The sequence below is a fragment of the Actinoallomurus bryophytorum genome (assembly GCF_006716425.1).
In the GTDB taxonomy this organism is placed as follows: domain Bacteria; phylum Actinomycetota; class Actinomycetes; order Streptosporangiales; family Streptosporangiaceae; genus Actinoallomurus; species Actinoallomurus bryophytorum.
In genome coordinates, this window is the sequence record NZ_VFOZ01000003.1 from 44,861 (window position 1) to 69,650 (window position 24,790).

23 protein-coding genes and 1 riboswitch are annotated in these 24,790 nt (G+C 71.9%); of the genes, 10 read left to right on the forward strand and 13 right to left on the reverse strand.

Annotated features, from left to right (window positions below; translation table 11 throughout):
* Positions 1-84 precede the first annotated feature (84 nt).
* Positions 85-378 (reverse strand): hypothetical protein, encoded by a 294-nt coding sequence (locus FB559_RS44415; protein ID WP_185792738.1) that lies wholly within the window; start codon positions 376-378, stop codon positions 85-87.
* A gap of 13 nt (positions 379-391) precedes the next feature.
* Between FB559_RS44415 and FB559_RS41505 the strand changes: the two genes are divergently transcribed.
* From FB559_RS41505 to FB559_RS41515, 4 genes are all read left to right on the forward strand, one after another.
* Entirely contained in the window at positions 392-643 is a 252-nt protein-coding gene (locus FB559_RS41505) for a discoidin domain-containing protein (RefSeq protein WP_185792739.1), read from the forward strand.
* 30 nt (positions 644-673) lie between these two features.
* A complete protein-coding gene (locus FB559_RS45130; RefSeq protein ID WP_221640721.1) occupies positions 674-985 on the forward strand; it encodes a hypothetical protein in 312 nt (103 codons plus the stop codon).
* On the forward strand, positions 982-1,194 hold the full coding sequence (locus tag FB559_RS45135; RefSeq protein WP_221640722.1) for a hypothetical protein: 213 nt from the start codon (positions 982-984) through the stop codon (positions 1,192-1,194). Before FB559_RS45130 ends, FB559_RS45135 begins: the two co-directional genes overlap by 4 nt.
* Positions 1,195-1,495: 301 nt before the next feature.
* Positions 1,496-1,882: a DoxX family protein gene (locus FB559_RS41515; RefSeq protein ID WP_141963419.1), complete on the forward strand. Its 387-nt coding sequence runs from the start codon at positions 1,496-1,498 to the stop codon at positions 1,880-1,882.
* A gap of 10 nt (positions 1,883-1,892) precedes the next feature.
* Here the strand turns inward: FB559_RS41515 and FB559_RS41520 are convergent, their stop codons facing one another.
* From FB559_RS41520 to FB559_RS41530, 3 genes are read right to left on the reverse strand one after another with little or no spacing between them, the layout of a single operon-like run.
* Complete coding sequence (locus tag FB559_RS41520) at positions 1,893-2,936, reverse strand: TolB family protein (protein ID WP_221640723.1); 1,044 nt, start codon at positions 2,934-2,936, stop codon at positions 1,893-1,895.
* Positions 2,933-4,189, reverse strand: coding sequence for an MFS transporter (locus FB559_RS41525; RefSeq protein ID WP_141963422.1), 1,257 nt, complete (start codon positions 4,187-4,189; stop codon positions 2,933-2,935). The genes FB559_RS41520 and FB559_RS41525 overlap by 4 nt, the downstream gene beginning before the upstream one ends.
* A gap of 4 nt (positions 4,190-4,193) precedes the next feature.
* Complete coding sequence (locus FB559_RS41530) at positions 4,194-5,078, reverse strand: alkaline phosphatase family protein (protein WP_185792740.1); 885 nt, start codon at positions 5,076-5,078, stop codon at positions 4,194-4,196.
* Positions 5,079-5,357: 279 nt separating this feature from the next.
* On the opposite strand from FB559_RS41530, the gene FB559_RS41535 reads away from it, so the two are divergent.
* Positions 5,358-5,957, forward strand: coding sequence for a TetR/AcrR family transcriptional regulator (locus tag FB559_RS41535; RefSeq protein ID WP_141963424.1), 600 nt, complete (start codon positions 5,358-5,360; stop codon positions 5,955-5,957).
* 30 nt (positions 5,958-5,987) lie between these two features.
* Here FB559_RS41535 and FB559_RS41540 read toward each other — a convergent pair whose 3' ends face one another.
* Genes FB559_RS41540 through FB559_RS41560 form a run of 5 tightly spaced genes read right to left on the reverse strand, consistent with a single transcriptional unit; the run spans position 5,988 to position 10,356 of the window.
* Positions 5,988-6,788: a class I SAM-dependent methyltransferase gene (locus FB559_RS41540; protein ID WP_141963426.1), complete on the reverse strand. Its 801-nt coding sequence runs from the start codon at positions 6,786-6,788 to the stop codon at positions 5,988-5,990.
* On the reverse strand, positions 6,785-7,246 hold the full coding sequence (locus FB559_RS41545; protein WP_141963428.1) for an SRPBCC family protein: 462 nt from the start codon (positions 7,244-7,246) through the stop codon (positions 6,785-6,787). Before FB559_RS41545 ends, FB559_RS41540 begins: the two co-directional genes overlap by 4 nt.
* On the reverse strand, positions 7,243-7,488 hold the full coding sequence (locus FB559_RS41550; protein WP_141963430.1) for a hypothetical protein: 246 nt from the start codon (positions 7,486-7,488) through the stop codon (positions 7,243-7,245). The genes FB559_RS41545 and FB559_RS41550 overlap by 4 nt, the downstream gene beginning before the upstream one ends.
* Before the next feature lie 44 nt (positions 7,489-7,532).
* On the reverse strand, positions 7,533-8,990 hold the full coding sequence (locus FB559_RS41555) for an MFS transporter (protein ID WP_141963432.1): 1,458 nt from the start codon (positions 8,988-8,990) through the stop codon (positions 7,533-7,535).
* Between the two features lie 28 nt (positions 8,991-9,018).
* Complete coding sequence (locus FB559_RS41560) at positions 9,019-10,356, reverse strand: FAD-binding oxidoreductase (RefSeq protein ID WP_141963434.1); 1,338 nt, start codon at positions 10,354-10,356, stop codon at positions 9,019-9,021.
* 188 nt (positions 10,357-10,544) lie between these two features.
* On the opposite strand from FB559_RS41560, the gene FB559_RS41565 reads away from it, so the two are divergent.
* From FB559_RS41565 to FB559_RS41585, 5 genes are all read left to right on the forward strand, one after another.
* The gene (locus tag FB559_RS41565; protein WP_141963436.1) at positions 10,545-11,360 is read left to right on the forward strand and encodes a sensor histidine kinase; all 816 of its coding nucleotides are present in this window, start codon (positions 10,545-10,547) and stop codon (positions 11,358-11,360) included.
* Positions 11,357-12,034: a response regulator gene (locus FB559_RS41570; protein WP_141963438.1), complete on the forward strand. Its 678-nt coding sequence runs from the start codon at positions 11,357-11,359 to the stop codon at positions 12,032-12,034. Before FB559_RS41565 ends, FB559_RS41570 begins: the two co-directional genes overlap by 4 nt.
* 67 nt (positions 12,035-12,101) lie before the next feature.
* On the forward strand, positions 12,102-15,656 hold the full coding sequence (locus FB559_RS41575; protein WP_185792741.1) for a GH92 family glycosyl hydrolase: 3,555 nt from the start codon (positions 12,102-12,104) through the stop codon (positions 15,654-15,656).
* Between the two features lie 156 nt (positions 15,657-15,812).
* Positions 15,813-18,782: a family 20 glycosylhydrolase gene (locus FB559_RS41580; RefSeq protein WP_141963442.1), complete on the forward strand. Its 2,970-nt coding sequence runs from the start codon at positions 15,813-15,815 to the stop codon at positions 18,780-18,782.
* 115 nt (positions 18,783-18,897) lie between these two features.
* Positions 18,898-19,779 (forward strand): intradiol ring-cleavage dioxygenase, encoded by an 882-nt coding sequence (locus tag FB559_RS41585; RefSeq protein WP_141963444.1) that lies wholly within the window; start codon positions 18,898-18,900, stop codon positions 19,777-19,779.
* Here FB559_RS41585 and FB559_RS41590 read toward each other — a convergent pair.
* From FB559_RS41590 to pdxR, 4 genes are all read right to left on the reverse strand, one after another.
* The gene (locus tag FB559_RS41590) at positions 19,776-20,381 is read right to left on the reverse strand and encodes a GNAT family N-acetyltransferase (protein ID WP_141963446.1); all 606 of its coding nucleotides are present in this window, start codon (positions 20,379-20,381) and stop codon (positions 19,776-19,778) included. The genes FB559_RS41585 and FB559_RS41590 overlap by 4 nt on opposite strands.
* A gap of 6 nt (positions 20,382-20,387) precedes the next feature.
* Positions 20,388-20,476, reverse strand: a riboswitch (SAM riboswitch).
* A gap of 24 nt (positions 20,477-20,500) precedes the next feature.
* On the reverse strand, positions 20,501-21,469 hold the full coding sequence (locus tag FB559_RS41595; protein ID WP_141963448.1) for an endonuclease/exonuclease/phosphatase family protein: 969 nt from the start codon (positions 21,467-21,469) through the stop codon (positions 20,501-20,503).
* A gap of 150 nt (positions 21,470-21,619) precedes the next feature.
* On the reverse strand, positions 21,620-23,323 hold the full coding sequence (locus tag FB559_RS41600) for a hypothetical protein (protein ID WP_141963450.1): 1,704 nt from the start codon (positions 23,321-23,323) through the stop codon (positions 21,620-21,622).
* A 66-nt stretch (positions 23,324-23,389) separates the two neighbouring features.
* Positions 23,390-24,775 carry a MocR-like pyridoxine biosynthesis transcription factor PdxR gene (pdxR, locus tag FB559_RS41605; RefSeq protein WP_141963452.1) on the reverse strand — a complete coding sequence of 462 codons (1,386 nt, stop codon included), beginning with the start codon at positions 24,773-24,775 and terminating at the stop codon, positions 23,390-23,392.
* Between the last annotated feature and the right edge of the window lie 15 nt (positions 24,776-24,790).

Genomic DNA, 24,790 nt, shown 5'->3' on the forward strand with positions numbered 1-24,790 from the left:
TTCAGACCACCCCACGGCGACCGCCCATCCGACCTAGTCGAAGCTAGGAGGAGTGTCTCCGCGGGGGCTCGCCTCCGTCAACGGTCAGCGGCGTGTGCGCCGCACCTCGGGCCGGGCGGCCGAGGGCAGCTTCGCGCGGGCCGCGGCCGGCGGGTAGAGCGCGACCACGTGGTAGCCGAAGTCCACCGAGTCCGGGGCCGCCGAGGAGAGGTTCAGGGTGAAGCCGGTGGCGCTCGTGTCGCTCACCCAGTAGGCGCCGCCCGGGTCACCCTGCGGCGTCGCGACGACGATCGGCCTGGCCTGGGGGTCGATGAAGCCGACCCGGAACGAGCACGGCGCGGACGTCGCGCCGGCGGCCACGTCGCAGACGCCGCTCACGCCTGGCGGCCGCATGGTGGTCGACCTGGGCGCGACGTACGCCCTGGACCGGATCACCCTGAACTGGCAGCCGGGCCGCGCCACACCGGCGGTCATCTCGGTCTCCGGCGACGGGCTCACCTACCGTCAGCTCACCACCGCCGCAGGCAAGGGCGACGAGACGCTGCCGCTCGGCGGCGCGACCGCCCGCTACGTCGCCATCCAGGCCCCACGCTGGGAGGGCAACACCGGCCTGAGTGAGGTCGCGGTCTTTCCGGCGGACTGAGGAGTAGGGCACGACTCGCCACGATGACGCATGGTTCGCCGGCGTTTCGGCGTCGCCGGATTCGGCCACCGGCCCGTGTCCGCCGTACTCGAGGCGGCTCCCGGCAGCGGCCACGCCGGCCATCGCGGCGGAGGCCGGTGGCATGATTACGCCCTTGCGGGAGAGGTGGAGATGGCCGACCAGGAGGACGTGCGCCGTATCGCGCTCTCACTGCCCGGGACGGTCGAGGACGAGGACCGCTTCGCGTTCTCCGTGCTCAGCCGGGGCAAGAACAAAGGGATCGCGTGGGTGTGGCTCGACGCGTCGAGCCGAAGAAGCCGCGTGTCCCGCGGCCGGATGTGATCGCCGTCAGGGTGGCCGGCCAGGGTGAGAAGAAGGAGCTCCTCGCCTCCTCCGACGGCGGGAAGTTCTTCACCGAGCCGCACTACAACGGCTTCCCCGCGGTGCTGGTCCGGCTGCCGGCCATCGACGAGGACGAGCTGAGAGAGCCGCTCACCGGCGCCTGGCGCTGCCAGGCGCCGAAGGCCTTCGTCAGAGAGCCCAGTTTCTGACCGTCGCCGGGACGAGCGGGCACGACGCCGCGACCGTGACCGCGCCTGCCGTCCGCAGGGAAGGACACGGTCCTTCCCGGCGAGGATCCCTTCGGCGGGCCATCCTGACGTCGCACACCTCCGGTCCCCGGAGACGCCACCGCCTCCCGGTGCCCTGAACGGCGCCGGTCCGCGCGTTCCCTCCACCGGACCGCACGGCACCGCTCTGCGGCGCGCTCGCAAGTGATCTGCCGCACATGCCGTCACAACGATCGAACAGGCGGTGTCTTGAGGCCGAACCCTGGAAACGAAGGAGAGCCTCATGAACTTGGCACTGTGGACCGCCGCCGGACTGCTCGCCGTGGTCGCCCTGGTCGGCGGCATCAGCAAGGCGTTCGTGCCCAAGGAGAACCTGGCCGAGGCCCCTGGCGGGGAATGGACCGAGGACGCCCGCGTCGGCTTCGTCAAGAGTCTGGGGGTCCTCGAACTCCTGGCCGCGGTCGGCCTGACCCTTCCCGCCGTGGTCGGCATCGCGCCGGTCCTGGTGCCGGTGACCGCCGTCTGCTGGATCCTGCTGATGGTCGGCGCGATGATCACCCATCTCCGCCACGGCGGTTTCAACAGGTTCGTGGTGCTGAACATGGCCTATCTCGCTCTCGCGGCATTCATCGCATGGGGCCACTCCGGCCTCGGGTCCTTCACCTCCTGACCGACGCCGCTCAGCCGCCGACGTAAGCGGGGGCGAGTGCCGCGGTCATGATTCGTCGTGCGGTGCCCGTGCCGTCCGCCGGGACGGTCCACAGGTCGCTGCCGTAGTCGCCGGCCAGGGAGTAGACGACGGTGTGGGCGTCGGACCAGACGACCTGGTCGTCGACGCTGCGGTGCTCGGCCAGGGGTGTCTCGCGCATCGTGTGCAGGTCCAGCGCGTACAGCCGCCAGGGGGCGTCCGGCGACAGTCCCTTGACGCGTTTCTTGAACACGAGCCGCGTGCCGTCGGGGGACAGGGACGGGCACTCGACGTTCTCCCGCAGGGTGCGGACGGTGTGCGCGGCGGCGTCGCCCTGTACGAGGTAGGTCTTCCCGCCGGTCGCGAGGGTCGCGTAGAAACGGGTGTCGTCGGCGAACGTCACGCCCCAGAAGTTGACGTCGGCGGCCCGGTACGCGTGGCCCTCCCTGGTGATGGCGTAGGACTCCAGGCTGCTCGCCAGCTGCCAGGTCCGTGTGTCGACGATCGAGGTACGGGTGGAGAACGCGGTGCCCGCGTAGGAGTCGCCGCTGACGAACACGGTCCAGGAGACCATCCGGCCGCTGGGCGAGACCCGGGCACGTGTCGGGATGCCGCCGAGCGGAAAGCGGCGCAGCTCGTGCAGGCGGGAGTCCAGGACGACGGCGCGGTACGTGTCCTGCACGGCTCCGTGGACGGCCTGCAGGCAGATCCCGGTGCCGGCGGCCGCGTAGAACCGCAGGCACTTCACCCCCGAGGCGGTACGCGGGCCGTCGGGCGCGGCGGCCGGGACGGTGGAGAGCTCGTCCCGGTGCGGTCCCCAGGCCATGTTCCGGAAGACCATCAGCCGCTCGGCGCTCGCGGCGAGCGAGACGTGCCCGGCGGCGATCGGCGGCCCGCCGGCCTGTGCCTGGTCCTTGCGGTCGGCGCGGCCCGCGGCGTGCAGAACGGACGCGGTCGCGACGACGGCCAGCACCGCCACCGCGGCGGCCAGGACGAGCAGGCGGTTGCGGTGGTTCATCGGCTGCCCGGTGCTCATACGGCGGCCTCCACAGGACGCAGCCAGGCGGTGGCGCCGACGCAGACCATGAGTGCGATCGCGGTCGCGGTCAGCGCGGTGTGGTCGCCCCACGCCGTCCAGGCGGCGCCGAAGGCGAGTGAGCAGGCGAAGCGCGCGGCGGCCTGGCCGGTCTGGACGAGCGCGAGACCGCTCGAGCGCAGGGCGGCCGGCACGGTCGCGGACGCCGCGGCCATGAGTACCCCGTCGGTGGCCGCGTAGAAGGTGCCGTGCAAGGCCAGCACGGCGTACGGCAGCGCGCCGAAGTGCCAGGGCGTCAGCAGCAGCCCGTACGCGGCGAGCAGGGCGACGTGCCCTCCGAGGAAGACCCGCCAGCGGCCCAGCCGGTCGGCGAGGCGGCCCAGCGGCACGGTGAGCGTCAGGAACGCGGCGGCGGTCCCGAGCGGCAGCAGCGCGAACCACTGGACCGGGACGTCGAACCGGTGCTGGAGCACCAGGTAGACGAAGGAGTCGCTGACCGTGGCAAGCCCGAGCAGCAGCGCGCAGATCGCGAGGCGTCGCAGGTCACGTCGCTTCAGCAGGGCGAGGGCGGCTCGCAACGAGGCACGGTCCCCGGTCGTGGCGGCGCCGCGCGCGGTGGCCTGGCGTCCGGGGACGAAGAGCAGGAGCACCAGGACGCCCATCACCGCCACGCACGTGCTCACCGTGAAGACCGCGTCGTACCCCTCGGCGGCCTGCCGCAGGATCACGAACGCGACGAGCGGCCCGAGCAGCGCGCCCGCGGTGTCCATCGCCCGGTGCACGCCGAACGCGCGGCCGTGCGTCGCGGGCGCCGACGCGAGCGAGATCATGGCGTCTCTCGGCGCCGTGCGCAGGCCCTTGCCCGTACGGTCGACGGCCAGCACCGCGCCGATCAGCGGGAGAGTGTGCACGAGCAGCAGCAGCGGCTTGCACACCGCCGAGAGGCCGTACCCGACCACCGCGACGGACTTGTGCCGTCCCCGGCGGTCGGCGAGGTGGCCGCCCACGAGCCGCACGACGGCGCTGAAGCCGTTGTAGACGCCGTCCAGCAGGCCGAAGCCGAGCGGCGACAGCCCGAGCCCGGCGACGAGGTAGAGGGGGAGGACCGCGGTGATCATCTCCGAGGAGATGTCGGTGATCAGGCTGACGGCGCCGAGCGCGAAGACGGTGGGGGCGATGGCGGCGGTCCGCCGGGGCCCGGGACGCAGCGCGTCCCGGGCCGCGGTGGCGCCGCGGCTGTCCGCGACGTACATCCGGTCAGCTCGCCCAGATGCCGGTGATGTCCGACGCCGAGGCGGCGTTGCCCGCGTGCGAGGTGCCGTACATGTCCTCGATCGTCCGCAGGACGTTGTAGTGGGTGTACTTGGTGGCGGAGGTGCTGCCGGCCTTGACCGGCTGCCCGTAGAACACAGTGGCGATCTTGTTGCCGCTGAGGCTGTTGTCCTCGTCGAAGGTGACGATGAGGACGCTGTTGTGCGTCTTGGCCCAGGTCGCGTACGCGCCGAGGTTGTTCTTCAGCCAGGTGTCACCGGTCGAGACCGAGCAGTCGTGCATGTCGCTGCACAGGTTCGGGGTGACGAAGGAGACCTTGGGCAGGGTGGTGTAGTCGGCCGGGAACTGCGCGAACGTCTTGGCCGTGGAGGTCGGGACGTTGCTGAACCCGAACCAGGGGTTGTGCTTGCGCGCGTACTTGCCGCTGCTGCAGGTGGTCGAGCCCTGGCTGGGCAGGGTCTCGTTGTAGCTGCCCCAGGTCTTGCCGGCGGCGGTGAGCTCGGAGGCGAGGTTCGGCGCGGAGCTGAACCCGGCGGTGTAGCAGCCGTCGTCGGTGATGCCCTGGGTCGCGCCGGAGAAGATCGTGAAGTAGTTGGGCTGGCTCGGGTGGGTGATGGCGTAGGAGGAGGTCAGGCTCGCGCCGCCGGACTTGAGCGAGTTGATGTACGGGGCGCTGGAGCTGCCGATGATCTGGGTGTACGCGTGGTTCTCCATCATCACGACCACGACGTGGTCGGGCGTCGGAACACTTCCGGCCGCGTTGGCGGTGCCGACACCGGCCCACACTCCCGCGGCCGCGGCGGCGAGGCCGAACGCGGACGCGAGAGCGGTCAGGACACGGCGGGTGGGTCTTCCGGCGAGTGGGTTCACATGGACCTCCGGTTGAGGCGAGGAGAGGCTGGGGGCGACGCCCCGCCAGAGTGTGAAGCCCGGACGCGAGCCGAGAAAGCGCCGTACGGTTAACCGCTTAAGAACCTTTGGTGACGTCCATGCCCGAGTGTCCGGATCCGGCGGCACGTGACGACCCGCCCCCCGAACCGCCGCGCCAGGCCGCGTGCTCGCGCCGGCGGTATGGTGGGCGCGCGCCCGCGGCGGTGGGCACGTGCCACTCGTCATCGGGCGGGCGATCGACCGAACGAGGGATGCACAGTGCCGACAGGGGTGGCCATCCGCGACGTCCGCGAGCAGTTGTTCGCCGCCGCCGAACGCGTCCTGCTCCGGTACGGGCCGAACGCGCTGACCAGCCGGGCGGTCACCACGGAGGCGGGCTGCGCCAAGGGCGTTCTGCACCGGCACTTCGCCGACTTCGACGCCTTCCTCGCCGAGCTCGTGCTCGACCGCATCGGCCGGATCGAGGACCAGGCCACCGCCCTGCGCGACTCCGCCGGGACCGGCACCGTCGCCGGCAACCTCGGCGGCGCGCTGACGGACCTGTTCGCGTCGGTCGCCGTGGCGATCGTCGGCCTCATCACCTTCCGTGACGAACTCCGCGCCCGTCTGCGCCAGGCCACGCGTCCGGGTGTCCCGGTGCTCTCCGAGGCGGTGGCCATGCTCGCCTCCTATCTCACCGCCGAGCGCGAGATGGGCCGCATCGCGGCGGATGCCGACGTCGACACGCTCGCGCTCGCGCTGGTCGGGGCCGGGCACCTGCTGTTCGCCGGCCGGCAGGAAACCCCGCCGGAGCCCGGAGACGTCGACAAGGTCGTGACCACGGTCATCGCCGACGTCGTGCAGAGACGGCTGCTCTGAGGCGGGCCGGTACGCGGAGGCGGGCCGCTCTCAGCGGAGACCGCGGGCGAGCAGCGCGTGGGCCGGGAACGAGACCTCGCCGTTCTCGCCGGTGAAAGGCGCGAGCCGGCGATAGTAGGCGTCCTTGACCCGCGCGACGGTCGGCGGATCCTGCTGGGACAGGACGAGGCCGTTCGAGCCGACCCTGGCCGTCGCGACGTTCTCCCACCATTCCCCGGGGTCGAACGCGAAGTCCCAGTCGAGGTGTTCCACCGCCGCCTCGCGGAACACGCCGCCCACCAGGGCGGCGAACGCGTCCGGCCGCCCGTGCTCCATGAACGGGCTCAGGGGCACGTCGTCCGGCCAGGGGACGCCGACCTCCTCCATCGCGTCGCGTACGACGGCCAGGACGCCGCTGCCCGGCATCACCCAGCAGGTCAGCGCCAGCCGCCCGCCCGGCCGCAGGAGCCGGCGGAGTTCCTTCAGCGTCGTCTCGGGCTCTCCCACGTGGTTGATGACGAAGTTGCCGACCACCGCGTCGAAGGTCTCATCCTCGTACGGCAGGTCGGGCAGGACCGCGACCCGTACCTCCGCGGCCGGTGCGTTACGTGCCGCCGTCTCGGCCATCTGGGGGTCGGCGTCCACCGCCGAGACCTTCGCGCCCCGGCGTGACGCCTCGGCCGCCACGAGTCCCGGGCCGGTGCCCAGGTCGAGCACGCGGCTGTCCTCCGTCACCCCGGCCGTGTCCAGCAGCGGTCCGATGGCCCGCGCGGTCAGGCGGGCGAAGCCCCGCTCGTACGCTCCGGCCCGGCCCGCCCACAGGTCGCGTTCGTACGCGTCGAAGTCCGTCATGCTCGGCAGCGTACGCCGCCCGGTCCGGACAGCCAGGCCTCGATGGCGTCCTGCCAGGACCGGAGGAAGGCGGGATATCCGTCGGCGAAGTCCTGGAGGCCCCCTGCGGCGGCATCGCTGAGCGCCGTGAGGGCGTACGTGACCTCGACCTCACTGTGACCGCCTGAGCCGTGGACGGTGACGGTGACCGTCCCGGCCCGATCGCGTGGGGTCACGCGGGCGTAGGAGATGTGCCGGCCCGGCTGCCGGGCCAGGACCAGCCAGGTCGTCGTCGCGCCATGGGCCTCGGTCTCGAAGACGGTGCCCGGTGCGCCGTCGTCCGTGGTCGGGACCGGGAAGCGCGGCGACCATCCCGCGACCCAGTCCCGCTCGCCACGTGGGGTGAACAGCCGCAGGGCCTCATCCGGTGGCAGGCCGACCCGGATCCGGCCGCTGAGACGCCCCGCCGGGCCGTTCATCCTTCCTCGCCCAGCCGGTGCGCGTCGGCGGCGGTCAGTTCGAGCCCGTACACGGCCTTGAGCTGCTCGATCTTGGCCAGCGTCTCCGGCCCGAACGGCGCCCGCCCTTCGAACGCGTGCAGGACGATGCCCTCGACCAGGTCACCGAGCGACAGGTCGAGATACTCGGCCAGCCCCTTGAGCACCTTGAGCGTGTTCCGCTCGATCCGCAGCCCGGTCTGTGTTCGCTGAATTGGTACCATGTTACCAAGGTAGGACAAGTCGCCGGATCGCGCACGCCGCCCGCTCAGCGCCTTTCTTTCCGGATCGTGGCGATCGTGACGAGTAGGGTGAGCACCGCGATCCCGGCGGCGACGGCGAAGGCCCGGTCGAAGCCGGCGACCAGCGCGTGCCGGTGGTCGCCGTGGGCGCGGGTGGAGCCGGCGGTCACGGTCCAGGCGACGGTGCTCAGCATGGCGAGCCCGACGGCGCCGCCGATCTGCCGGGTGGCGTTGAGCAGGCTGGCGGCCACGCCGGAGTCCGAGTCGGCGACGCCGGCCAGCGCGACCAGTGGCAGTGGCACGAACAGCAGGCCCAGCCCGGCCGCGGTGACCAGGATCGGGCCGAGCAGTCCGCCCGCGTAGCCGGCGTTCTCGGTCATCAGCGACAGCCAGAACAGGCCGCCGGCACAGCCGGCGGTGCCGGCCAGCAGCAGCGGGCGGGCGCCGACCCGCGGCAACAGCGTGGAGGCGACGACGGAACCGGCCAGCACCGCGCCGGTCAGCGGCAGGAACGCCACCCCGGTCCGGATGGCGGAATACCCCCAGACCTCCTGCGCGAAGAGGGTGAGGAAGAAGAACACGCCGAACAGGACGGTGCCCACGCCGAGCATGATGAGGTTCGCCCCGAGCCGGGCGCGGTCGCGCAGCAGCCTGCCGGGCAGCAGCGCATGCCGGCTCCGCGCCTCGACGAGGCCGAAGGCGGCGAGGAGCACCACGCCGGCCGCCAGCGAGACGACCACCTTGGCGTCGCCCCAGTGGGACACGCCGTCCGGGCCGGTCGCCGCACCGGACAGGCCGTAGACGAGCGCGGCGACCCCGGCCGTCCCGGTCAGTGCCCCCGGGATGTCGAGACGGCCGGCCATCCGCGGTGCCCCGGCCAGCACCAGGGGAGCGGCCAGGGCCGCGGCGACCCCGAAGGGCACGTTGACGAACAGCACCCACCGCCAGGACGCGTAGTTGACCAGCAGCCCGCCGGCCACCAGCCCGAGCGCGCCGCCCGCCACACTCATCGCGGAGTACACGCCCATGGCACGGGCGCGCGGCCTGCCTTCCGGGAAGGTGGTGACGATCAGCGACAGTGCGGCCGGCGCGACGATCGCGCCGCCGGCGCCCTGCACGGCGCGGGCCGCCAGCAGCCAGCCCGTGGAGGTGGCGAACCCGCCCGCCAGCGACGCGGCGGAGAACACCAGCAGGCCGACGACGAACATCCGGCGGCGGCCCAGCAGGTCGCCGGCCCTGCCGCCGAGTAGCAGCAGTCCGCCGAACGCCAGCGCGTAGGCGTTGACCACCCAGGACAGGTTCGCCGCGGAGAAACGCAGCGCCTCCTGGATGCGGGGCAGGGCGACGTTCGTCACGGTCGCGTCGAGCACCACCATCAGCTGGGCGGTGGCGATGACCAGCAGCGACAGGCCCTGCCGGGGGCGGCGGACGGCCTGCGCGGCGCCCCGCGCAGGCGGCACGGCCACCGTTTGAGTTTCGGACATGAGATCTCCTCCGGGGGTCCGGGCCGGGTCAGCCGCGCTCGGGGCGGATGTTGTGGGTACGGCGGAACACGTTGCCGGGGTCGTAGCGCCGCTTGACGCCGGCCAGCCGCCGGTACGTGGCCGGCGGGTAGACGCTCGCGACGTCGGCGTCGGTCGCGGTCCCGAGGAAGTTGACGTAGGCGCCGCGGGCCTGGTCCGCGACCGCGGACCACCGGGCGAGCGGCGCGGCGGCGAGCCGTGGCGGCGTACCGGGCGGCAGCATCGCGCCGGCCACGACCAGCGCCTCCGCGTCGCGGTGGGCGTAGGCGGTGGCGTCCGGTGCGACGCGGGCGACCGCGCCGCCCAGCCCGCGCAGCCCGATCGCCGCGCCGTCGGCGTGCAGGTCCGCGATGGCGCGGGTCATCGCGTCGTCCAGGGCCGGGACGAGGGCGTTGCGCATCTCCATCCGCGCCCCGGGCGGCAGAGCGGGGCAGGCCTCCAGGACATCGGCGTACGGCATCGCGCGTACGGTGTCGGCGCTCACCGGGGCGAGCGCGCGGAACGGGCGCAGCGCCGCCGCGGCGGCGTCAGGGTCGGCGCCGGCGTGGCAGCACTGCAGCGTGGCCGTGGACGGGCCGGGTACCCCCGGCATCAGGTTGAGAATGGTGGTCAGGTTCTCGTCGCTCGCCTGGGTGAGCTCCCGCCAGCCGGCCATGAGCCGCGTCAGGTCGGCGGAGCGGTAGGCGATCGTCCCGAAGTGCACGGTGGTGACCGGCTGGGCGGTGAACTCGAAGGAGGTCACCACGCCGAAGTTGCCGCCTCCTCCGCGCAGCGCCCAGAACAGGTCGCCGTGCTGTTCGGCGTCGGCGTGGAGCGGCTCCCCGTCCGCGGTGACCAGATCCACGGCGGTCAGGCTGTCGATGGCAAGTCCGTGGCGGCGCACCAGCCAGCCGATCCCGCCGCCGAGGGTGAGCCCGCCCACGCCGACCTCCCGGGTGTCGCCGGCGGTCAGGCCCAGCCCGTACCACGCCAGCGCGGCGGCCACCGAGCCCCAGGTCGCGCCCGCCCCGATGCGGACCCGTCGGCGTGCCCGGTCCAGCACCTGGACGTCGTGCAGGTTCCGCAGGTCGATGACCATGCCGTCGGTGTGCGTGCTGAGCCCGGCCATGCTGTGCCCGCCGGACCGCACGGTGACCGCCAGGCCGGCGGCGGTGGCGTGGCGCACGGCGGCGGCCACCCCGGCCGCGTCGCGTGGGCGGACCACCAGGTCGGGTGTTCCCGCCGCGAACAGGGTGGCCGCGGCTTCGGCGTAGCCGACGGTGCCGGGCGCCAGCACCTCGCCGGGCAGGCGGCCGAGGACGGATCTGGACGGTGATGTCTGTTTCATGGCGGCGATGCTGCCGGGACGCGGGGGTGCCCGTCGTCGTGCACGGGGTGTCATTTACGCCTGGTCGGCAGGTACCGGATGGACCGCGCCGGTACTCCCGTGAGAGGGCGGCGGTACCCCACCGGAAGTAGGCGGGAATGCCTCCGCAGGGAGGATGTGACGGGAGACCGAGCACCTAGGCTCGGGGCATGCGCATGGATCGTCGCTTGCGCCGGCTCTACGGGGCCGGCTGGCTCATCTCGGCGGGCGTCACACTGGTGGCCTTCCGCATGTGGCACCTGCATCTGCGCGAGGTCGAGCAGCGCGCGGAGGAGGCGGAGCGGACCCGGGAGGAGGTCGCCCGGCGGCGTGCGGTGGAGGAGCGGCTGCGCATCGCCCGCGAGCTGCACGACTCCCTGACGCACAGTATCTCCGTGATCCGGGTGCAGTCGGGCGTGGCCGCCCACCTGGCGCGCAAGCGCGGCGAGGAGGTCCCGCCCGCGCTGCTGGCGATCACGGAGGCGAGCGCCGACGCCGCCCGCGAGCTGCGCGCCACTCTCAGCGTGCTCCGCAACGGCGACGCCGACGGCGGGACCGGCCTCGGCCGGCTGGCCGGCCTGATCTCCCGGGCGCGGGCGGCCGGGCTGACGGCGACCGTGACGGTGGCCGGGACCGAGCGGCCGCTGCCGCCCGAGGTGGACCAGGCCGCCTACCGGATCGTGCAGGAGGCGCTCACCAACGTCTCCCGCCACGCCGGCTCGGCATGCGCGTCGGTGCGGCTCAGGTACGGGCCGGACACGCTGACCGTCCAGGTCGACAACGACGCCCCGGGCGCCGGGGACGACGGGGACAGTTCCGGACCCGTCGGCACAGAGGACGGCCGGGAGCCGGCACCCGCACGGGGGCTGGGGCTGATCGGCATGCGCGAACGCGTCGCCGCTCTCGGCGGCCGGCTCGACGCCGGGCCGCGCGAGCAGGGCGGCTTCCGTGTACGGGCCGAACTCCCGGCGCAGGCACCCGCGTGATCCGGATCCTGCTCGCCGACGACCAGGCGCTCATCCGCAGCGGCATCCGGGCGCTGCTGGAGTCCGAGGACGGCATCGAGGTGGTCGGCGAGGCCACCGACGGCCGGCAGGCGGTCGCGCTGGCGAGGGAGCACCGGCCGGACATCGCCCTGGTGGACATCCAGATGCCGTTGCTGGACGGGATCGAGGCGACCCGGCAGATCGCGGGCGACGAGCAACTGGCCGCCGTACGCGTCGTCATCCTCACCAACCACGGGCTGGACGAGTACGTCTTCCGCGCCCTGCGGGCCGGGGCCAGCGGCTTCCTGCTGAAGGACACCGAGCCGGCCGACCTGCTGCAGGGGCTCGGGGTCGTGATGCGCGGCGACGCGCTGCTGTCCCCCGCGGTCACCCGGCAGCTGATCACCGAGTTCGTCGCCCGGCCGCCCGACGCCCTCGGCGCGGCGGGCCTGGAAGCCCTCACCAACCGGGAACGCGAGGTGGTGGCCCTGGCCGCGCACGGCCTGAGCAACGCCGAGATCGCCGCGTCGATGGTGCTCAGCCCCACCACCGCCAAGACCCACGTCAGCCGGGCGATGACCAAGCTCGGCGCCCGCGACCGCGCCCAGCTGGTGGTCTTCGCCTATCAGTCCGGGCTCGTCAGCGCCCGCGACCCCGGCCGCCTTTCGTCTTAGGCCAAGCCGGCTTATGGTGCGCCAGGAGCCTCAGGAATTGTGTGTCGCGACCGAAGGAGATCGGGCGATGACGTCCCTCAGTCCCGGGCGAGGCAGGCGCGTACGGCGCCTTCTCCTGTCCGGCATCGCGGCCCTCATGCTGGTCGCCGCGCCCCTCGTCTCGGCGCCTTCGGCGGAGGCGGCCGGCGCCCTGGTCACGGACCCGGTCCAGTACGTGCACACACTGGCGGGTACGCAGGGCTCGACCAACTCGTTCCCCGGCCCGGCCATGCCCTTCGGCATGGTGCAGTTCTCCCCGGACACGGCCGGCGGCGGCAATGTCCAGAGCACCAATGGCCCGACCGGTGCCGGCTACAAGTACGACCAGAAGTACGTCATCGGCTACGGCATGACCCACGCCTCCCAGGGCTGCGGCATGGGCGGCGACTTCCCGATCCTCCCGACCAGCTACGACGACCTCACGGCGACCGGCAACACCCAGGCCCCGTGGGCTCAGAAGCTCGCACTGGACCGCACGAGCCACCCGGAGACCGGCGAGGCGGGCTACTACAAGGCCACCGCCCGTGACACCTCGACGATGAACGGCACGACGGCGGCCGGGCGGCTCATCACCACCGAGCTCAGCGCCTCGACGCGCGCCGGCATCGCGAGATTCACCTTCCCCGCGGACACCCCGCGGCCCAAGGTCTTCCTGCGCACCAACCAGACCGCGTGGTCGACGTCCTCCTATGACTCCGAGATGACGATCGACCCCGCGACCGGCCTGGTCACCGCGCGCGCCCTGGTCGGCAACTTCTGCCGCAAGGGGGAGCAGCACGACATCTACTACGCGCTGCGCTTCGACCAGCCGTGGAAGGTCTTCGGCACCTGGGCCGACGGGCAGGCGGCGGAGGCCGGTCGCACCCACGTGTCGACCGCCTCCAACTCGCAGACCGGCGGCTACTTCACGTTCCCCGACGGCACCCAGACGATCACCGCGCGTACGGCGGTCTCCTACACCTCGGCGGCCAACGCGGTGCTCAACCTGGGCACCGAGATGCCGAACGGCCGTGGCTTCGACGACGTGCGACGGGCCAACGCCGCCGCGTGGAACGCCGACCTGGGCAAGGTCCAGGTCTCCGCGCCGGTCCAGGGCCAGTCGGAGGACTACCTGAAGACCTTCTACACGTCGCTCTACCACTCGCTCACGCACCCGGCCACGTTCAGCGACGTCAACGGTGACTACATCGGTTTTGAGACCAAGCCCAAGGTGCACAACGTCTCGGAGCATCCGGGCGCGGGCCACCGGAGGAGAGTCCAGTACTCGATGTTCTCCGACTGGGACACCTACCGGAACCTGGTGTCCTTCCAGGCCGCGGTGTTCCCGGACCAGGCCTCCGACATCGCCCAGTCCCTCGTCAACGCGGCCCGGCAGATGGGCTCCTTCCCGAGATGGACCGTCGCCAACGGCTCGACCGACCAGATGAACGGCGACAGCGTCGGCCCGCTGCTGGCCTTCACCTGGGAGTTCGGCGCCCGTGACTGGGACGTCGACGAGGCGCTCGACATCATGATCGACAACATCGTCGGCGACAAGGCCGGCAAGCCCACCGGTGGCACCAACACGGGTGCCGGCGGCGCCGGCGGAATGACCAACGTCCGGCTGCCCATCATGGAGCGGCCCGGCGCGGACTACTACAACCGCTACCACTACGCGCCGCAGGTGCGCCCCTTCCAGGAAGACCACATGGTCACCGGCGCGTCGTACACGCTGGAGTACTCGGTCGACGACTTCTCCGTCGCCACGCTCGCGGCCGAGCGGGGCCGGGCGAAGACCGCGAAGAAGTTCTACGACCGCGCGCAGTACTGGCAGAACCTGTGGAACCCGACGGCGAACGGCATCCAGCCGCGCGACCTGGGCGGACGGTTCCCGGACAACGCCGACCCGAACCAGCAGTACCCGGCCTCGTTCGGCTACCGCGGCAACGTCTACGACCTCGGCCAGCAGGGCTTCGAGGAGGGCAACGCCGAGCAGTACGTCTGGATGGTCCCGGACAACCTCGCCGGCCTGACCAAGGCCATGGGCGGCAAGAGCGCGGCCGTCCAGCGCCTCGACACGTTCCTGTCGACGGGGCTGACGCGCGGTGCCGACGTGGGCGTCCCGTACATGAACCTCGACAACGAGCCGGACTTCGGCGTGCCGTGGATCTACAACTACCTCGGCCGGCCCGACCGTACGTCCGAGGTGGTCGACGAGATCACCCAGAGCCTTTTCGGCTACCAGCCGTCCGGCTCAGAGCCGGGCAACGACGATCTCGGCGCGCTGGCGAACTACTACGTCTGGGCCGCGCTCGGGATGTACCCGGAGAGCTCCGGTTCCTCGGTCGTGACCTTCAACGCCCCGATGTTCGACAGGTCCGTCGTCCACCTCGGCAACGGCCACACGCTGACGATCAACGCCGACGGGGCGCAGACCGACCGCGACCACCAGGCGCCCGACGGCCACAAGTACATCAACGCGGTCTCGGTCAACGGCACCTCGACGTCGAAGTCGTGGCTCGACTGGGGGAGGCTGTCCCGCAACACCACGATCGACGTGTCACTCGGCTCCACGCCGAACGCCTGGGGCAGGTCCGATACCGACCTGCCGCCGTCGTGGCAGTCGGGTTCGAAGCCGGTCGCGCTCAACGTCAGCACTGTCGGGTCGCCGACGCCCGGGGCGGTCGTCCTGCGGCCGGGCAGCGCCGGCACCGCGCAGCTCGACGTGCAGCGGATCGGCTCGGCCGCTCGCGGCTTCGACGTCTCGGTGACGACCTCGAACCGGGGCATCGCCGCCGCCCATGTCCCCGCGCAGTCGTTCGACGCGAACGGACGGGCCCATGTCCGACTGTCCTTCACCGTCGACGCGCACCTGACCTCCGGGTACTACGACGCGACCGTGAAGGTCACCTCAGGCGGGGTGTCCACGTCGGACAAGGCCGTCCTGCGGGTGGTACGGCCGGGTTCGATCGAGGCCGGCCGCACCGTCACGGGCACCGCCCTGTACGACGCCCTGAAGGGATCCTTCGACGGCGGCAGCGGCGTGACGTGGTCCGGTGGCAACGGCACGAACATGGGCGACAACACGACGACCGACACCTACGACCGGAGGCGACTGGCCTCCGTGGGCCTCGCGCCCGGGGCGGTCAAGCACTTCACCGCCGACGGCGTGCCGCTGACGGTGATCTGGCCGACGGCACCCGCCGGGTTCCCGGAGGCCACCCAGCCTGCGGCGGGCCAGACGATCACGCTCGACCGCCCGGCCGCGCGCTTCTCGCTCGTGGGCGCGTCGTACACCGGTGCCACGACCGTCCAGGCGTCACTGCGGATCACGAACGGCACGCACACGGACACGGTCACCTACCCGGTCGCGTTCTCCAACTGGACGCAGCCGCCGGACGCCGGCGACGGGACGCTCCAGCCGCAGTACGGCAACTCCGTCGTGGCGCGGATGCCGCACCGCCTCGCGCCCGAGACGGCCGGCGACGCGGGTGCGTCCGTGTTCGCGACGAAGCCGTACGTGGCCCCGAAGGGCTGGAAGGTCACCTCGATCACGTTCCCGGCCGACGGGACAGGCCAGCGGATCTTCGCGGTCGCGGGCTGATCGGCTCCCTCTCGCGGTATGGACCAAACCGTGCCGCCTGTTTAAGCTGACCCAAGTTCCCCACATAAGGGATATATCGGCAGTTCTGACATTAACCAGTACAGGCCAGTCATCAGAAATTGTGGACGTATCCGGCGCACCGATGCAAGGAGTGACGTGAGGATCTCGTTCTTCTCGCCGAAACGCGAGCGGAGGTACAGCGGAGGCCATCGGTCCCGTACCGTCTCCGTTCTGACGATCGGTGCGCTTCTGGCCACGTCTGTCACCGGTGTCCTTGCGAGCGGCGCCGGATATGCCGACACGGCGCGGCCGTCCACGACGTCCGCCGATCCCTCGGCCTCCGACAGCGTCAATCTCGCCCTGCTGCCGGGTGCGGTCGCCTCGGCCAAGTCGCAGCGTATGACCTCGCCCGCGGCGACGTACGCGCCGGCCAACGCGATCGACGTCTTCGTCCACAACGGCTGGACCTCGAACTACGCGTCGGTCGGGGACGGCTATGACCCGACCCAGGACTGGTTCCAGGTCAAGCTGGCCAAACCCGCCCCCGTGTACGAGGTGTCCAGCCTCTGGACGTCGCCGGCCAAGCCGACGGAGTACGACATCCAGGTCGCGACGGACGCCGGCTGTCAGACGTGGTCGACGGTCGCCCACGTGGTGAATCCGGGCGACAAGGATTCCCACGTGATCGATCGCAAGGATCCGATCTCGTGTGTCCGTATGCAGGCCCTGGCCACGAATTCCACCAGCGGATACACGCTGAATGAGTTCGAGGTGTGGTCCGGCCCCAAGCCGGCGCCGGTCGTGGGGCAGATCATTCCCGTACCGGTGCGGCAGACGCCCGGCACCGGTCAGCCGTGGGAGCTCACGGCCAGATCCCGGATCGTGATCTCCGACGGCGGCCTCGCCGCCACGGGAGATGTTCTCGCGGGCTACCTGCGGCCGGCCACCGGGTACGAACTCCCCGTGGTGACAGGCTCCGCCACCGCCGCCGATATCGCCCTCACCCTCGCGCCGGTTCCCGGACTTCCACCGGGCAACGACGTCGCCGCGGCCGAGGGCTATTCCCTCACGGTGTCGCGCGCGGGCGCGAAGGTCGTGGCCCCGAAAGCCCACGGCCTGTTCAACGGCTTTGAGACCCTCCGGCAGCTGTTGCCGGCGGCGAGCTACTCGCCCGCCATCGGCACGGGGCCGTGGACGGTGCGGCCCATCACGGTCGTGGACTACCCGCGATACGCACACCGGGGTCTCCAGCTCGACCCCGCCCGTAACTTCCTGACGGTGGCCGAAATCAGGTCCATGATCGACCAGCTGGCGGCGTTGAAGGGCGACCGGCTGCACCTGCACCTGAGCGACACCCAGTCCTGGCGCCTTGAGATCAAGGGCTACCCGGCGCTGGACGGCACCGGGTGCAACGGAGCGAACTGCCTCGCGGGTTTCTACACGCAGGAGGACTTCAAGGGCCTGGTCAAGTACGCGGCCGACCGGTTCATCGAGATCGTCCCCGAGCTGGAGGCCCCGGCCCATGCCACGGCGGCGGTCAAAGCCCTGGGCGGCGTCGCGGTCATGGGGTGCCAGGGCCAGACCCAGACCGACCGGTTCTGCACCGATCCGGATGACCCGGCCAGCGCGCGGGCCCTCGCGTTCTGGAAGGACGCGATCGCGCAGCTTGCCGCGATCTCTCCCGGACCCATCATCCACATCGGCGGGGACGAGGCCATCGGGATGCCCCACGAGGACTACAAGTGGTGGATCGGCCAGATGGAGAAGATCGTCGACGACAACGGCAAGCGGGTGATGGGCTGGAACCCGGCGCTGGAGGGGTACGCGCCGAACTCCACCTCCATCAACCAGTACTGGTCCGACTACACCGGCGGTGGACCCCCTCTCATCAAGCCCGAATGGTTCAACCAGGGCCGGAGCGTCATCGAGACCCCGGAATGGAACGCCTATCTCGACTTCGCCTATGACGGATCTCCCGGCAGAACGCCGGCGACGGAACTCCAGAAGGCCTACACGTGGGACCCGGAATGGGTCTACGAGAAGTACCGGTCGGTCTGGGCTCAACCCGCGTACGGCGGGCCGAAGGCGGAAGACATCCTCGGTATCGAGGCGCCCATCTGGGGTGAGCAGATGCGCGGGCTGGCCACGAACGAGTTCATGGTCTTCCCGAGGATGGCCGGAATCCTGGAAAAGGCCTGGTCTCCCAAAACGCTCACCCAGGACTACGACGCGTATCGGCAGCGGCTCAGCGTGGCCGGACCGCGGTGGGCGTTCGCGAACGTGAACTTCGGCTCCATATCCCAGGTCGACTGGAGCCCGGCGGCGATGGGGACGATCTCCCGTTTCGGCGTGGACAAGACCCTGGGCGACGCGCTCCTGGCGCGTCTGAGCGCCGGCTCGATTCCGCCCGGTGAGTTCGCGGCCGTGATCGATTGGGGCGATGGATCTCCGACGGAGCCGGCCGTCATCGCGGGACGCGACTACGTGGCGAGCCAGCGGCAGGGGAGAGGCCTGATGTCGGTCAGCGGGAGCCATTCCTATCCGGCGGACGGGGTCTACCACGGCACCGTCACCTACCGGCATCAGGACCAGACCTGGGCCGTGCCTTTCCTCGCGACCGGCGTCCCGTCCTGCACGAAGACGATCACCGGCACGCACAACGGCCCATTGACCGTCTCCTCGGGTGTCACGTGTCTCGATGACGCGACGATCACCGGGCCGGTGACCGTACGCACAGGTGCCGGGCTTTACGCGTCGGGGTCCGAAGTGCGTGGCCCGCTGACGGCGTCCGGGGCCACCGACGTGCTGCTGTGCGGCACCACGGTGTCCGGGCCGGCCACCGTGACCGGCGGGACGCGGGTCTGGCTCGGCAACCGCGACGGTGACTGCGCGGCGGCGACGATCAAAGGCCCGGTGAACGTCACCGGCGTGACGGGTCAGGTCACGATCGACGGCACGACCGTGGGCGGCCCGCTCGCCGTGCGGGACAACACGGCGACGACGATCGTCGCCGGCAACCACATCGGCGGACCGCTGTCGTGCGCCGGGAACTCCCCGGCGCCGGGCGACGCGGGCCGGCCCAATACCGCGTCAGGCCCGAAGTCGGGACAGTGCGCCGGACTGTAGACGGACGGAATGCCCGACCGGCCGGGCACAGCCGTTCGGGTACGGGGTGGCCGCAGGCCGGCGCACGGCCCGGCCGTGTCAGGATCGGAGGTGTCACCGCACCAGGGAGGCCGACATGACCGATGGCACGCGCGGGGAGTTGTTCAGCGAGGAGCGCTCGGCCGACGTCGTGAGCGCCAGCTTCGACGGCACGCCCGATCCCCGGCTGCGGGAGGTGATGGGGTCGCTCGTACGCCACCTGCACGCGTTCGTGAAGGACGTCGAGCTGACCGAGGACGAATGGAACGCCGCGATCGGGTTCCTCACCGCGACCGGGCACAAGTGCGACGACGTGCGCCAGGAGTTCGTCCTGCTCTCCGACGTGCTCGGCGTGTCCATGCTGGTAGAGACGATCAACCACCGGGCGAAAGGCGTCGGCACCGAGTCGACGGTGCTCGGGCCGTTCCACGTCGTCGAGTCGCCGCCGCGGCCGCTCGGCGCCGACATCTCACTCGACGGCAGGGGAGAGGCGTGCCTGGTCACCGGGCGTGTCACCGGCCCCGGCGGCGAGCCGGTCGCCGGCGCGACCGTCGACGTGTGGCAGGCGGACGCGGACGGCTTCTACGACGTGCAGAAGCCGGGCGAGGTGCCGCGGGCGAACCTCCGCGGCCTGTTCACCACGGACACCGAGGGGACCTTCTGGTTCCGCACCATCGTGCCGCGCCACTACCCGATCCCCGACGACGGCCCGGTCGGTGCCCTGCTCGAGGCCACCGGCCGTCATCCGTACCGGCCCGCGCACATCCACTTCATCGTGCGGGCCCCCGGATACGCGCCGGTGACCACCCACGTGTTCGCGGCCGACAGCGCGTACCTCGACTCCGACGCGGTCTTCGGGGTGAAGCCGAGCCTCGTACGGGAGTTCGCCGTGGTCGAGGATCCGGCACGCGCCGCCGAGCTGGGCCTGCCGGACCGGTTCCGTACCGTCGACTTCGAGATCGTGCTCCTCTCGGCCTAGGCGGCGAGGCGCGCGGCCAGCGCGGCCTTGACGGCCGGCCACTCGCCGGCGATCACGGAGAACATGGCCGAGTCCCGCAACAGACCCTCCTCGCCGGGCGCCCATGACGGCGACCAGCTGCGCAGCACGCCCTCGAAGCGCGCGCCGAGCCGCTCGATCGCCCGACACGACCGCCCGTTACGCGCGTCGGTCTTGAGGTCGACGCGGACCACGCCCAGCGTCTCGAACGCGTACGTGAACAGCAGGAACTTCGCCTCGGCGTTGATCCCGCGGCCCTGCGCCGACGCGGCGAGCCAGGTCCAGCCCACCTCGATGGCGCGCAGATCGTCACTGCCGGGCCAGGTCCGCGGGTCCCACAACGCCGTGCACCCCACGGCCCTCCCGTCTCGCACCCGGACCTGCGCGAACGGGGTCAGCCCGTCGCGAGCGAGCTGCGCCGACACGTACGCCTTCACGTCGGCGGCCCGGGGGACCAGGGTGAAGCCGTAGGAGGAACGGTCCTCCTCCGTGGCCAGCGCCAGGTCCGGCACGTGGCTCATCGAGAGCGGCTCCAGCCGTACGAGCGATCCGTGCAGGACGGGAACATCGAGGCGCGTGCCCATGGGTACTCCTCATCGTTCCTGGCGTTGGCACCTTGCCGCGGGGCAGGTTGCCGGACCGTCATCGGGCCAGGTCCCTCGGATCCTCTGGATGATTCGCCGTGGACTTTATCGCATGCCGGTCAGGCCTGCCCGGAGGTCAGGCGCGTCAGCAGCAACGCGTGGTCGGAGGCGGGAGCGTCGCGACGTGCCGGTGCGTCGTCGGTGACCGACGGAAGCGGCCGGGTGTGCACCATGTGCACCTCCTGGGTCTGGGCCAGGAGCGTCTGGCTGGCCAGGATGTGGTCGATCAGCTCGCCACGGCCGCGGTAGATCCGGGAGTACCGCTCGTCCTCCGGGATCCGCGGGGCCAGGTTCCACAGCCGCGACGCGTCTCCGCCGTCGGGCCGGTCGGCGCCGAGGGTGCCGAGCTCGCTACCGGGCGGGCCGAGCAGGATCTGGGTCGTGGCGGCCTGGGGCTCGTCGTTGAGGTCGCCGAGCACCATCACCGGCCGGGTACGCCCCTGCGCGTCGAGGAGCCGGTCCGCGAGCGCGCGTACGGTTACGGCCTCGGCGGTCCGGCGGTTGAGCGCGTAAGCGGCGTACCGGGCGCGTTCGCCTTCGTCCCTGGGCGCGAAGCGGCTGCTCTTCCCATCGGAGGGGAAGCTCAGCAGCTTCGACTTGAGATGGCAGGCGATGAGGATCAGCTCTTGCCCGGGCGCCTCGACGCGTACGGCCAGGGCACCCCGGCCCATGCGGGAGATGTGGGTCCCCGAGTCGTCGGTCTGCGTCGCCCCCAGTTGCCCGGGGAAGTCGGCCGCGTCGGCGAGCACCTCTATGGGCAGCCGGCTGAGGAAGCCGACGCGGATGGGATGCGCCGCCTCGAAGTGTTCGGAGGTGACGTGCCGCCACTCGCCGCCCAGCAGCGCGGCCAGGTCACCGAGGGCGTCCGGGTCGCCCACCTCCTGCACGGCGAGGACGTCCAGGCCTGCCTCGTCGATGGTGGTGGCGAGCCCGTGCAGCTTCTTGCGGTACACGGCCTCGCTGCCGGGACCGAAGTCGGCACCGGGCTTGAACAGGTTCTCCAGGTTCCAGGTCCCCACGACGGTCATGTCCCGCCCCCTTGCCGGCCGGGCGCCGCCCCCCGCCGGCGCGCAGGGTCGGCCCAGGCCGTACCCCTGCGCTTCACGGTCGCAGATCAAATGGGGTTATAGGCGGATATGGCCGGGTCAGGCCTTCGGCCGGGCCGGCCGACCTCGCGGTCAGTTGCGGCTGAGGCCGCGGGTGATGCTCGCCACCACCGCGATGGCCAGCAGCCAGCCGAAGATTCGCAGGGTCGTCGCGATCGCCAGTATGCCGCCCTGCGGATCCCACGCCTGTTCCTGGCCGAGGCCAGGGGCCGGCAGCATCAGGTCCAGCGCGTACAGGCCCGCGTGGAACACCGGATGATCCTGCGGTCTCGCGGGGGCGGGCTGGTGGAGATGGAAGAACGCCCAGCCCACGATCAGCACGCCCACCAGCCATCCGACCGCGCGGCCGGGTGCGTAGCCGTAGCCCGCCAGTACGTCCTGGAACCAGCCCCAGGACCGTGCCCACCACGGCCGTTCGTTCGTCCGGGATCTCATCCGGGCCAGCAGGACACGCCGCGCCTGCTCGTCGTGGCCGAGCCGCCGGTAGTAGGCCGCGAGCTGCTCGTACGGCTGCGCGCGGTAGGCGTCCATCCGGCGCAGCCATTCCAGCCGCCGGCCGGCCGGAAGGTACGGGTCAAGGCCCTCGTAGGTGAAACCGTCCAGCACCAGCCGCCGCGGCCACGAGCCGGGGTCGTCGCACAGGACCCCGATGTTCGCCCGGTACATGCTGATGCCGCCCTCGGCCTGGAAGCCGTCCTGGCAGTACATCCCCTCCGTCACGGCCATCTGGTCGGCGGTCAGGGCGTTGCCGCCGGGGTTCGCCAGGTCCGCGCCGTCGAATCTGAGCCGGCCGCCGATGCGCACCCCCAGCAGGCGTATCTCGCCCTCGGCCCGGAAGCCGCCAGAGCAGAACATGGTCCCGGCGACGGTCATCCGGTCGGCGTTGAAGGCGTAGCCGCCGGGGTTGGCCAGGTCCGCGCCGTCCAGGTTGACCTGGCCGCCGACGTGAGCCCCCAGCAGGCGGACCTCACCCCGGGCCTGGAAGCCGTCACGGCAGAACAGGCTCCCGGCGAGCTTCAGCCCGTCGGCGTTCAGCGGGGAGCCGCCGGGATCGCTCAGGTGCGCGCCGTTCAGGTCGAGTACGCCGCCGATGCTCGCTCCCACCAGGCAGACCTCGCCCTGCGCCTCGAATCCGTCGCGGCAGATCATGTGCCCGGCGAGGGTCATGCCCTCGGCGCTCAGCGCCTTGCCACCGGGGTTGGCCAGATGGGCGCCGCCCAGCTCGAACTGGCCGCCGATGCTCGCGCCCACGAGACGGATCTCGCCCTGGCCACGGAACCCGTCGCGGCAGAACAGGTTGCGGCTGAGGGTCAGCCCGTCCGCGTCCAGGGCGTAGCCGGATCTGTCGGCCAGGTGCGCGCCGACCAGTCCGACGCTTCCCTCGATGTGCGCGCCGTTCAAGCTGAGACCGCGTACGTGGGAGCGGGTCAGGTCCAGACTGCGGGTCCTCGCCTCGGACAGGTCGAGCCCGTCGTCGAGCCGGCACCCTCGTAGCCGTACGGACTGCCTGATCTCCGCGTCCCGCAGGGCGAGCCTCCCGACGATCTGCGCGCCGGACAGCCGAAGCGCCGCGACCCGGCCGGCCACGGGCGAGAACGCGCCGCTGAGCAGCTCGGTGATCACCTCGGCGCGAACCTGCCGTGACGGACCCCAGTCGTCACCCGCGGACACCTCGTCGGGGTCGGAGTCCTCGCCGCCGAGTCGCACCGGCTCACCGCGCGGAAATGCCCGCCATACCTGGAGTTCCGCCGCCGAAAGCTCAGATCTCGCCACCATGGGCACACACTGGCACAACGCGACTCGACAGGGGGTCGTGCCGCGTCCGGTCGGCGGCAGGCGTGGTCAGCCGGCGAGAACGGCGCAGAGGCGGGCGAGGGCGCCGGTGTAGGAGTGATCCGGAGGAGTCGCGTAGCCGACGACGAGCGCGGGCCGGTGTCCCTCCTCCGCGGCGCGGTACGTCCGTAGCCCCTCCAGGGCGAGACCGTGCCGGCCGGCACGGGCAACGACCTCGTCCTCGTCCGTACCGGGCGGGAGTTCGAGCAGGGCGTGCATCCCGGCGGCCACGCCGGTGACCCGTACGCGTGGCGCCTCGCGGCGCAGCGCGGTGACCAGCCGGTCCCGTCGGCGCCGGTACGCGAGGCGGCAGCGCCGCACGTGCCGGTCGTAGTCGCCGCAGGTGACGAACTCGGCCAGCGTGAGCTGCTCGAACGTGCTCGTGTGCCCGTCGGCGATCCGTTTGGCCTCGGCGACCTCGTCGACGAGGGCGGCGGGCAGTACGAGCCAGGCGAGCCGCAGGCCGGGCGCGAGGGTCTTGCTCGCGGTGCCCGCGTACACGACGTGCTCGGGGGCCAGGGCCTGCAGCGCGCCGACGGGCTGGCGGTCGTAGCGGAACTCCCCGTCGTAGTCGTCCTCGATGATCAGGCCGCCGGTGTCGTGGGCCCACTGGACGGCGCGGGTACGGCGGTGCGCCGCCAGCGGCATGCCGAGGGGGAACTGATGGGCCGGGGTCAGCAGCATGGCGTCGGCCGCGGGGGCATCGACGACCGCGCCGTGATCGTCGACCGGCATCCGCCGGGGCCGCAGCCCGCCCGCGGCGATCACGTCGTGGTGCTGCCGGTGGCCGAGCGCCTCGATCCCGAGGGTGGTGGCACCGCGGGCGCGCAGCACCTGAACCAGCAGGGTCAGGGCCTGCGTGAAGCCCGCGCACACCACGACGCGTTCGGGGGCGGCGCGCACGCCACGGGCACGGGCGAGGTAGCCGGCCAGGGCCGTCCGCAACTCGGGCAGCCCGCGCGCATGGCCGTAGCCCAGGGTCTCGGCGGGTGCGGCGTTCAGCGCCCGTCGTGCCGCGGCCAGCCACGCGGTGCGGGGGAACAGCGACAAGGCGGGTGACCCCGGCCGCAGGTCGTACCGGACCGGGGTCCTTCCGGGCCGGGCCGGTGGCGGCGCGGCCTCCTCGTCGGCGGGCCGTGCCGCGACCTGGGTGCCCGAACCGGAACGGGCCGTCAGCCAGCCCTCGGCGACGAGCTGGCCGTAGGCGTCCGCGACGGTGTTGCGCGCGACTCCCAGGTCGGCGGCCAGCGCCCGCGAGGAGGGCAGGCGCACCCCCTCGGCGAGCCGTCCGGTGCGAACGGCCTGCCGCAACGCGGACTCCAGCGCGGCGCGCACCCGCGTGCCCGTCAGGTCCAGGTGAAGGTCCACGCCGGAAACGGCCCATGTTCTCGCCATGGAAATGGACCATAC

Bases quoted from the DNA above. Each gene is read 5' to 3' on its own strand.
- FB559_RS41505 (WP_185792739.1), top strand. From the start codon at position 392: ATGGTGGTCGACCTGGGCGCGACGTACGCCCTGGACCGGATCACCCTG.
- FB559_RS45130 (WP_221640721.1), top strand. From the start codon at position 674: ATGGTTCGCCGGCGTTTCGGCGTCGCCGGATTCGGCCACCGGCCCGTG.
- FB559_RS41515 (WP_141963419.1), top strand. From the start codon at position 1,496: ATGAACTTGGCACTGTGGACCGCCGCCGGACTGCTCGCCGTGGTCGCC.
- FB559_RS41520 (WP_221640723.1), bottom strand. From the start codon at position 2,936: ATGAGCACCGGGCAGCCGATGAACCACCGCAACCGCCTGCTCGTCCTG.
- FB559_RS41525 (WP_141963422.1), bottom strand. From the start codon at position 4,189: ATGTACGTCGCGGACAGCCGCGGCGCCACCGCGGCCCGGGACGCGCTG.
- FB559_RS41540 (WP_141963426.1), bottom strand. From the start codon at position 6,788: ATGACGGACTTCGACGCGTACGAACGCGACCTGTGGGCGGGCCGGGCC.
- FB559_RS41545 (WP_141963428.1), bottom strand. From the start codon at position 7,246: ATGAACGGCCCGGCGGGGCGTCTCAGCGGCCGGATCCGGGTCGGCCTG.
- FB559_RS41550 (WP_141963430.1), bottom strand. From the start codon at position 7,488: ATGGTACCAATTCAGCGAACACAGACCGGGCTGCGGATCGAGCGGAAC.
- FB559_RS41555 (WP_141963432.1), bottom strand. From the start codon at position 8,990: ATGTCCGAAACTCAAACGGTGGCCGTGCCGCCTGCGCGGGGCGCCGCG.
- FB559_RS41560 (WP_141963434.1), bottom strand. From the start codon at position 10,356: ATGAAACAGACATCACCGTCCAGATCCGTCCTCGGCCGCCTGCCCGGC.
- FB559_RS41565 (WP_141963436.1), top strand. From the start codon at position 10,545: ATGCGCATGGATCGTCGCTTGCGCCGGCTCTACGGGGCCGGCTGGCTC.
- FB559_RS41575 (WP_185792741.1), top strand. From the start codon at position 12,102: ATGACGTCCCTCAGTCCCGGGCGAGGCAGGCGCGTACGGCGCCTTCTC.
- FB559_RS41585 (WP_141963444.1), top strand. From the start codon at position 18,898: ATGACCGATGGCACGCGCGGGGAGTTGTTCAGCGAGGAGCGCTCGGCC.
- FB559_RS41590 (WP_141963446.1), bottom strand. From the start codon at position 20,381: ATGGGCACGCGCCTCGATGTTCCCGTCCTGCACGGATCGCTCGTACGG.
- FB559_RS41595 (WP_141963448.1), bottom strand. From the start codon at position 21,469: ATGACCGTCGTGGGGACCTGGAACCTGGAGAACCTGTTCAAGCCCGGT.
- FB559_RS41600 (WP_141963450.1), bottom strand. From the start codon at position 23,323: ATGGTGGCGAGATCTGAGCTTTCGGCGGCGGAACTCCAGGTATGGCGG.
- pdxR (WP_141963452.1), bottom strand. From the start codon at position 24,775: ATGGCGAGAACATGGGCCGTTTCCGGCGTGGACCTTCACCTGGACCTG.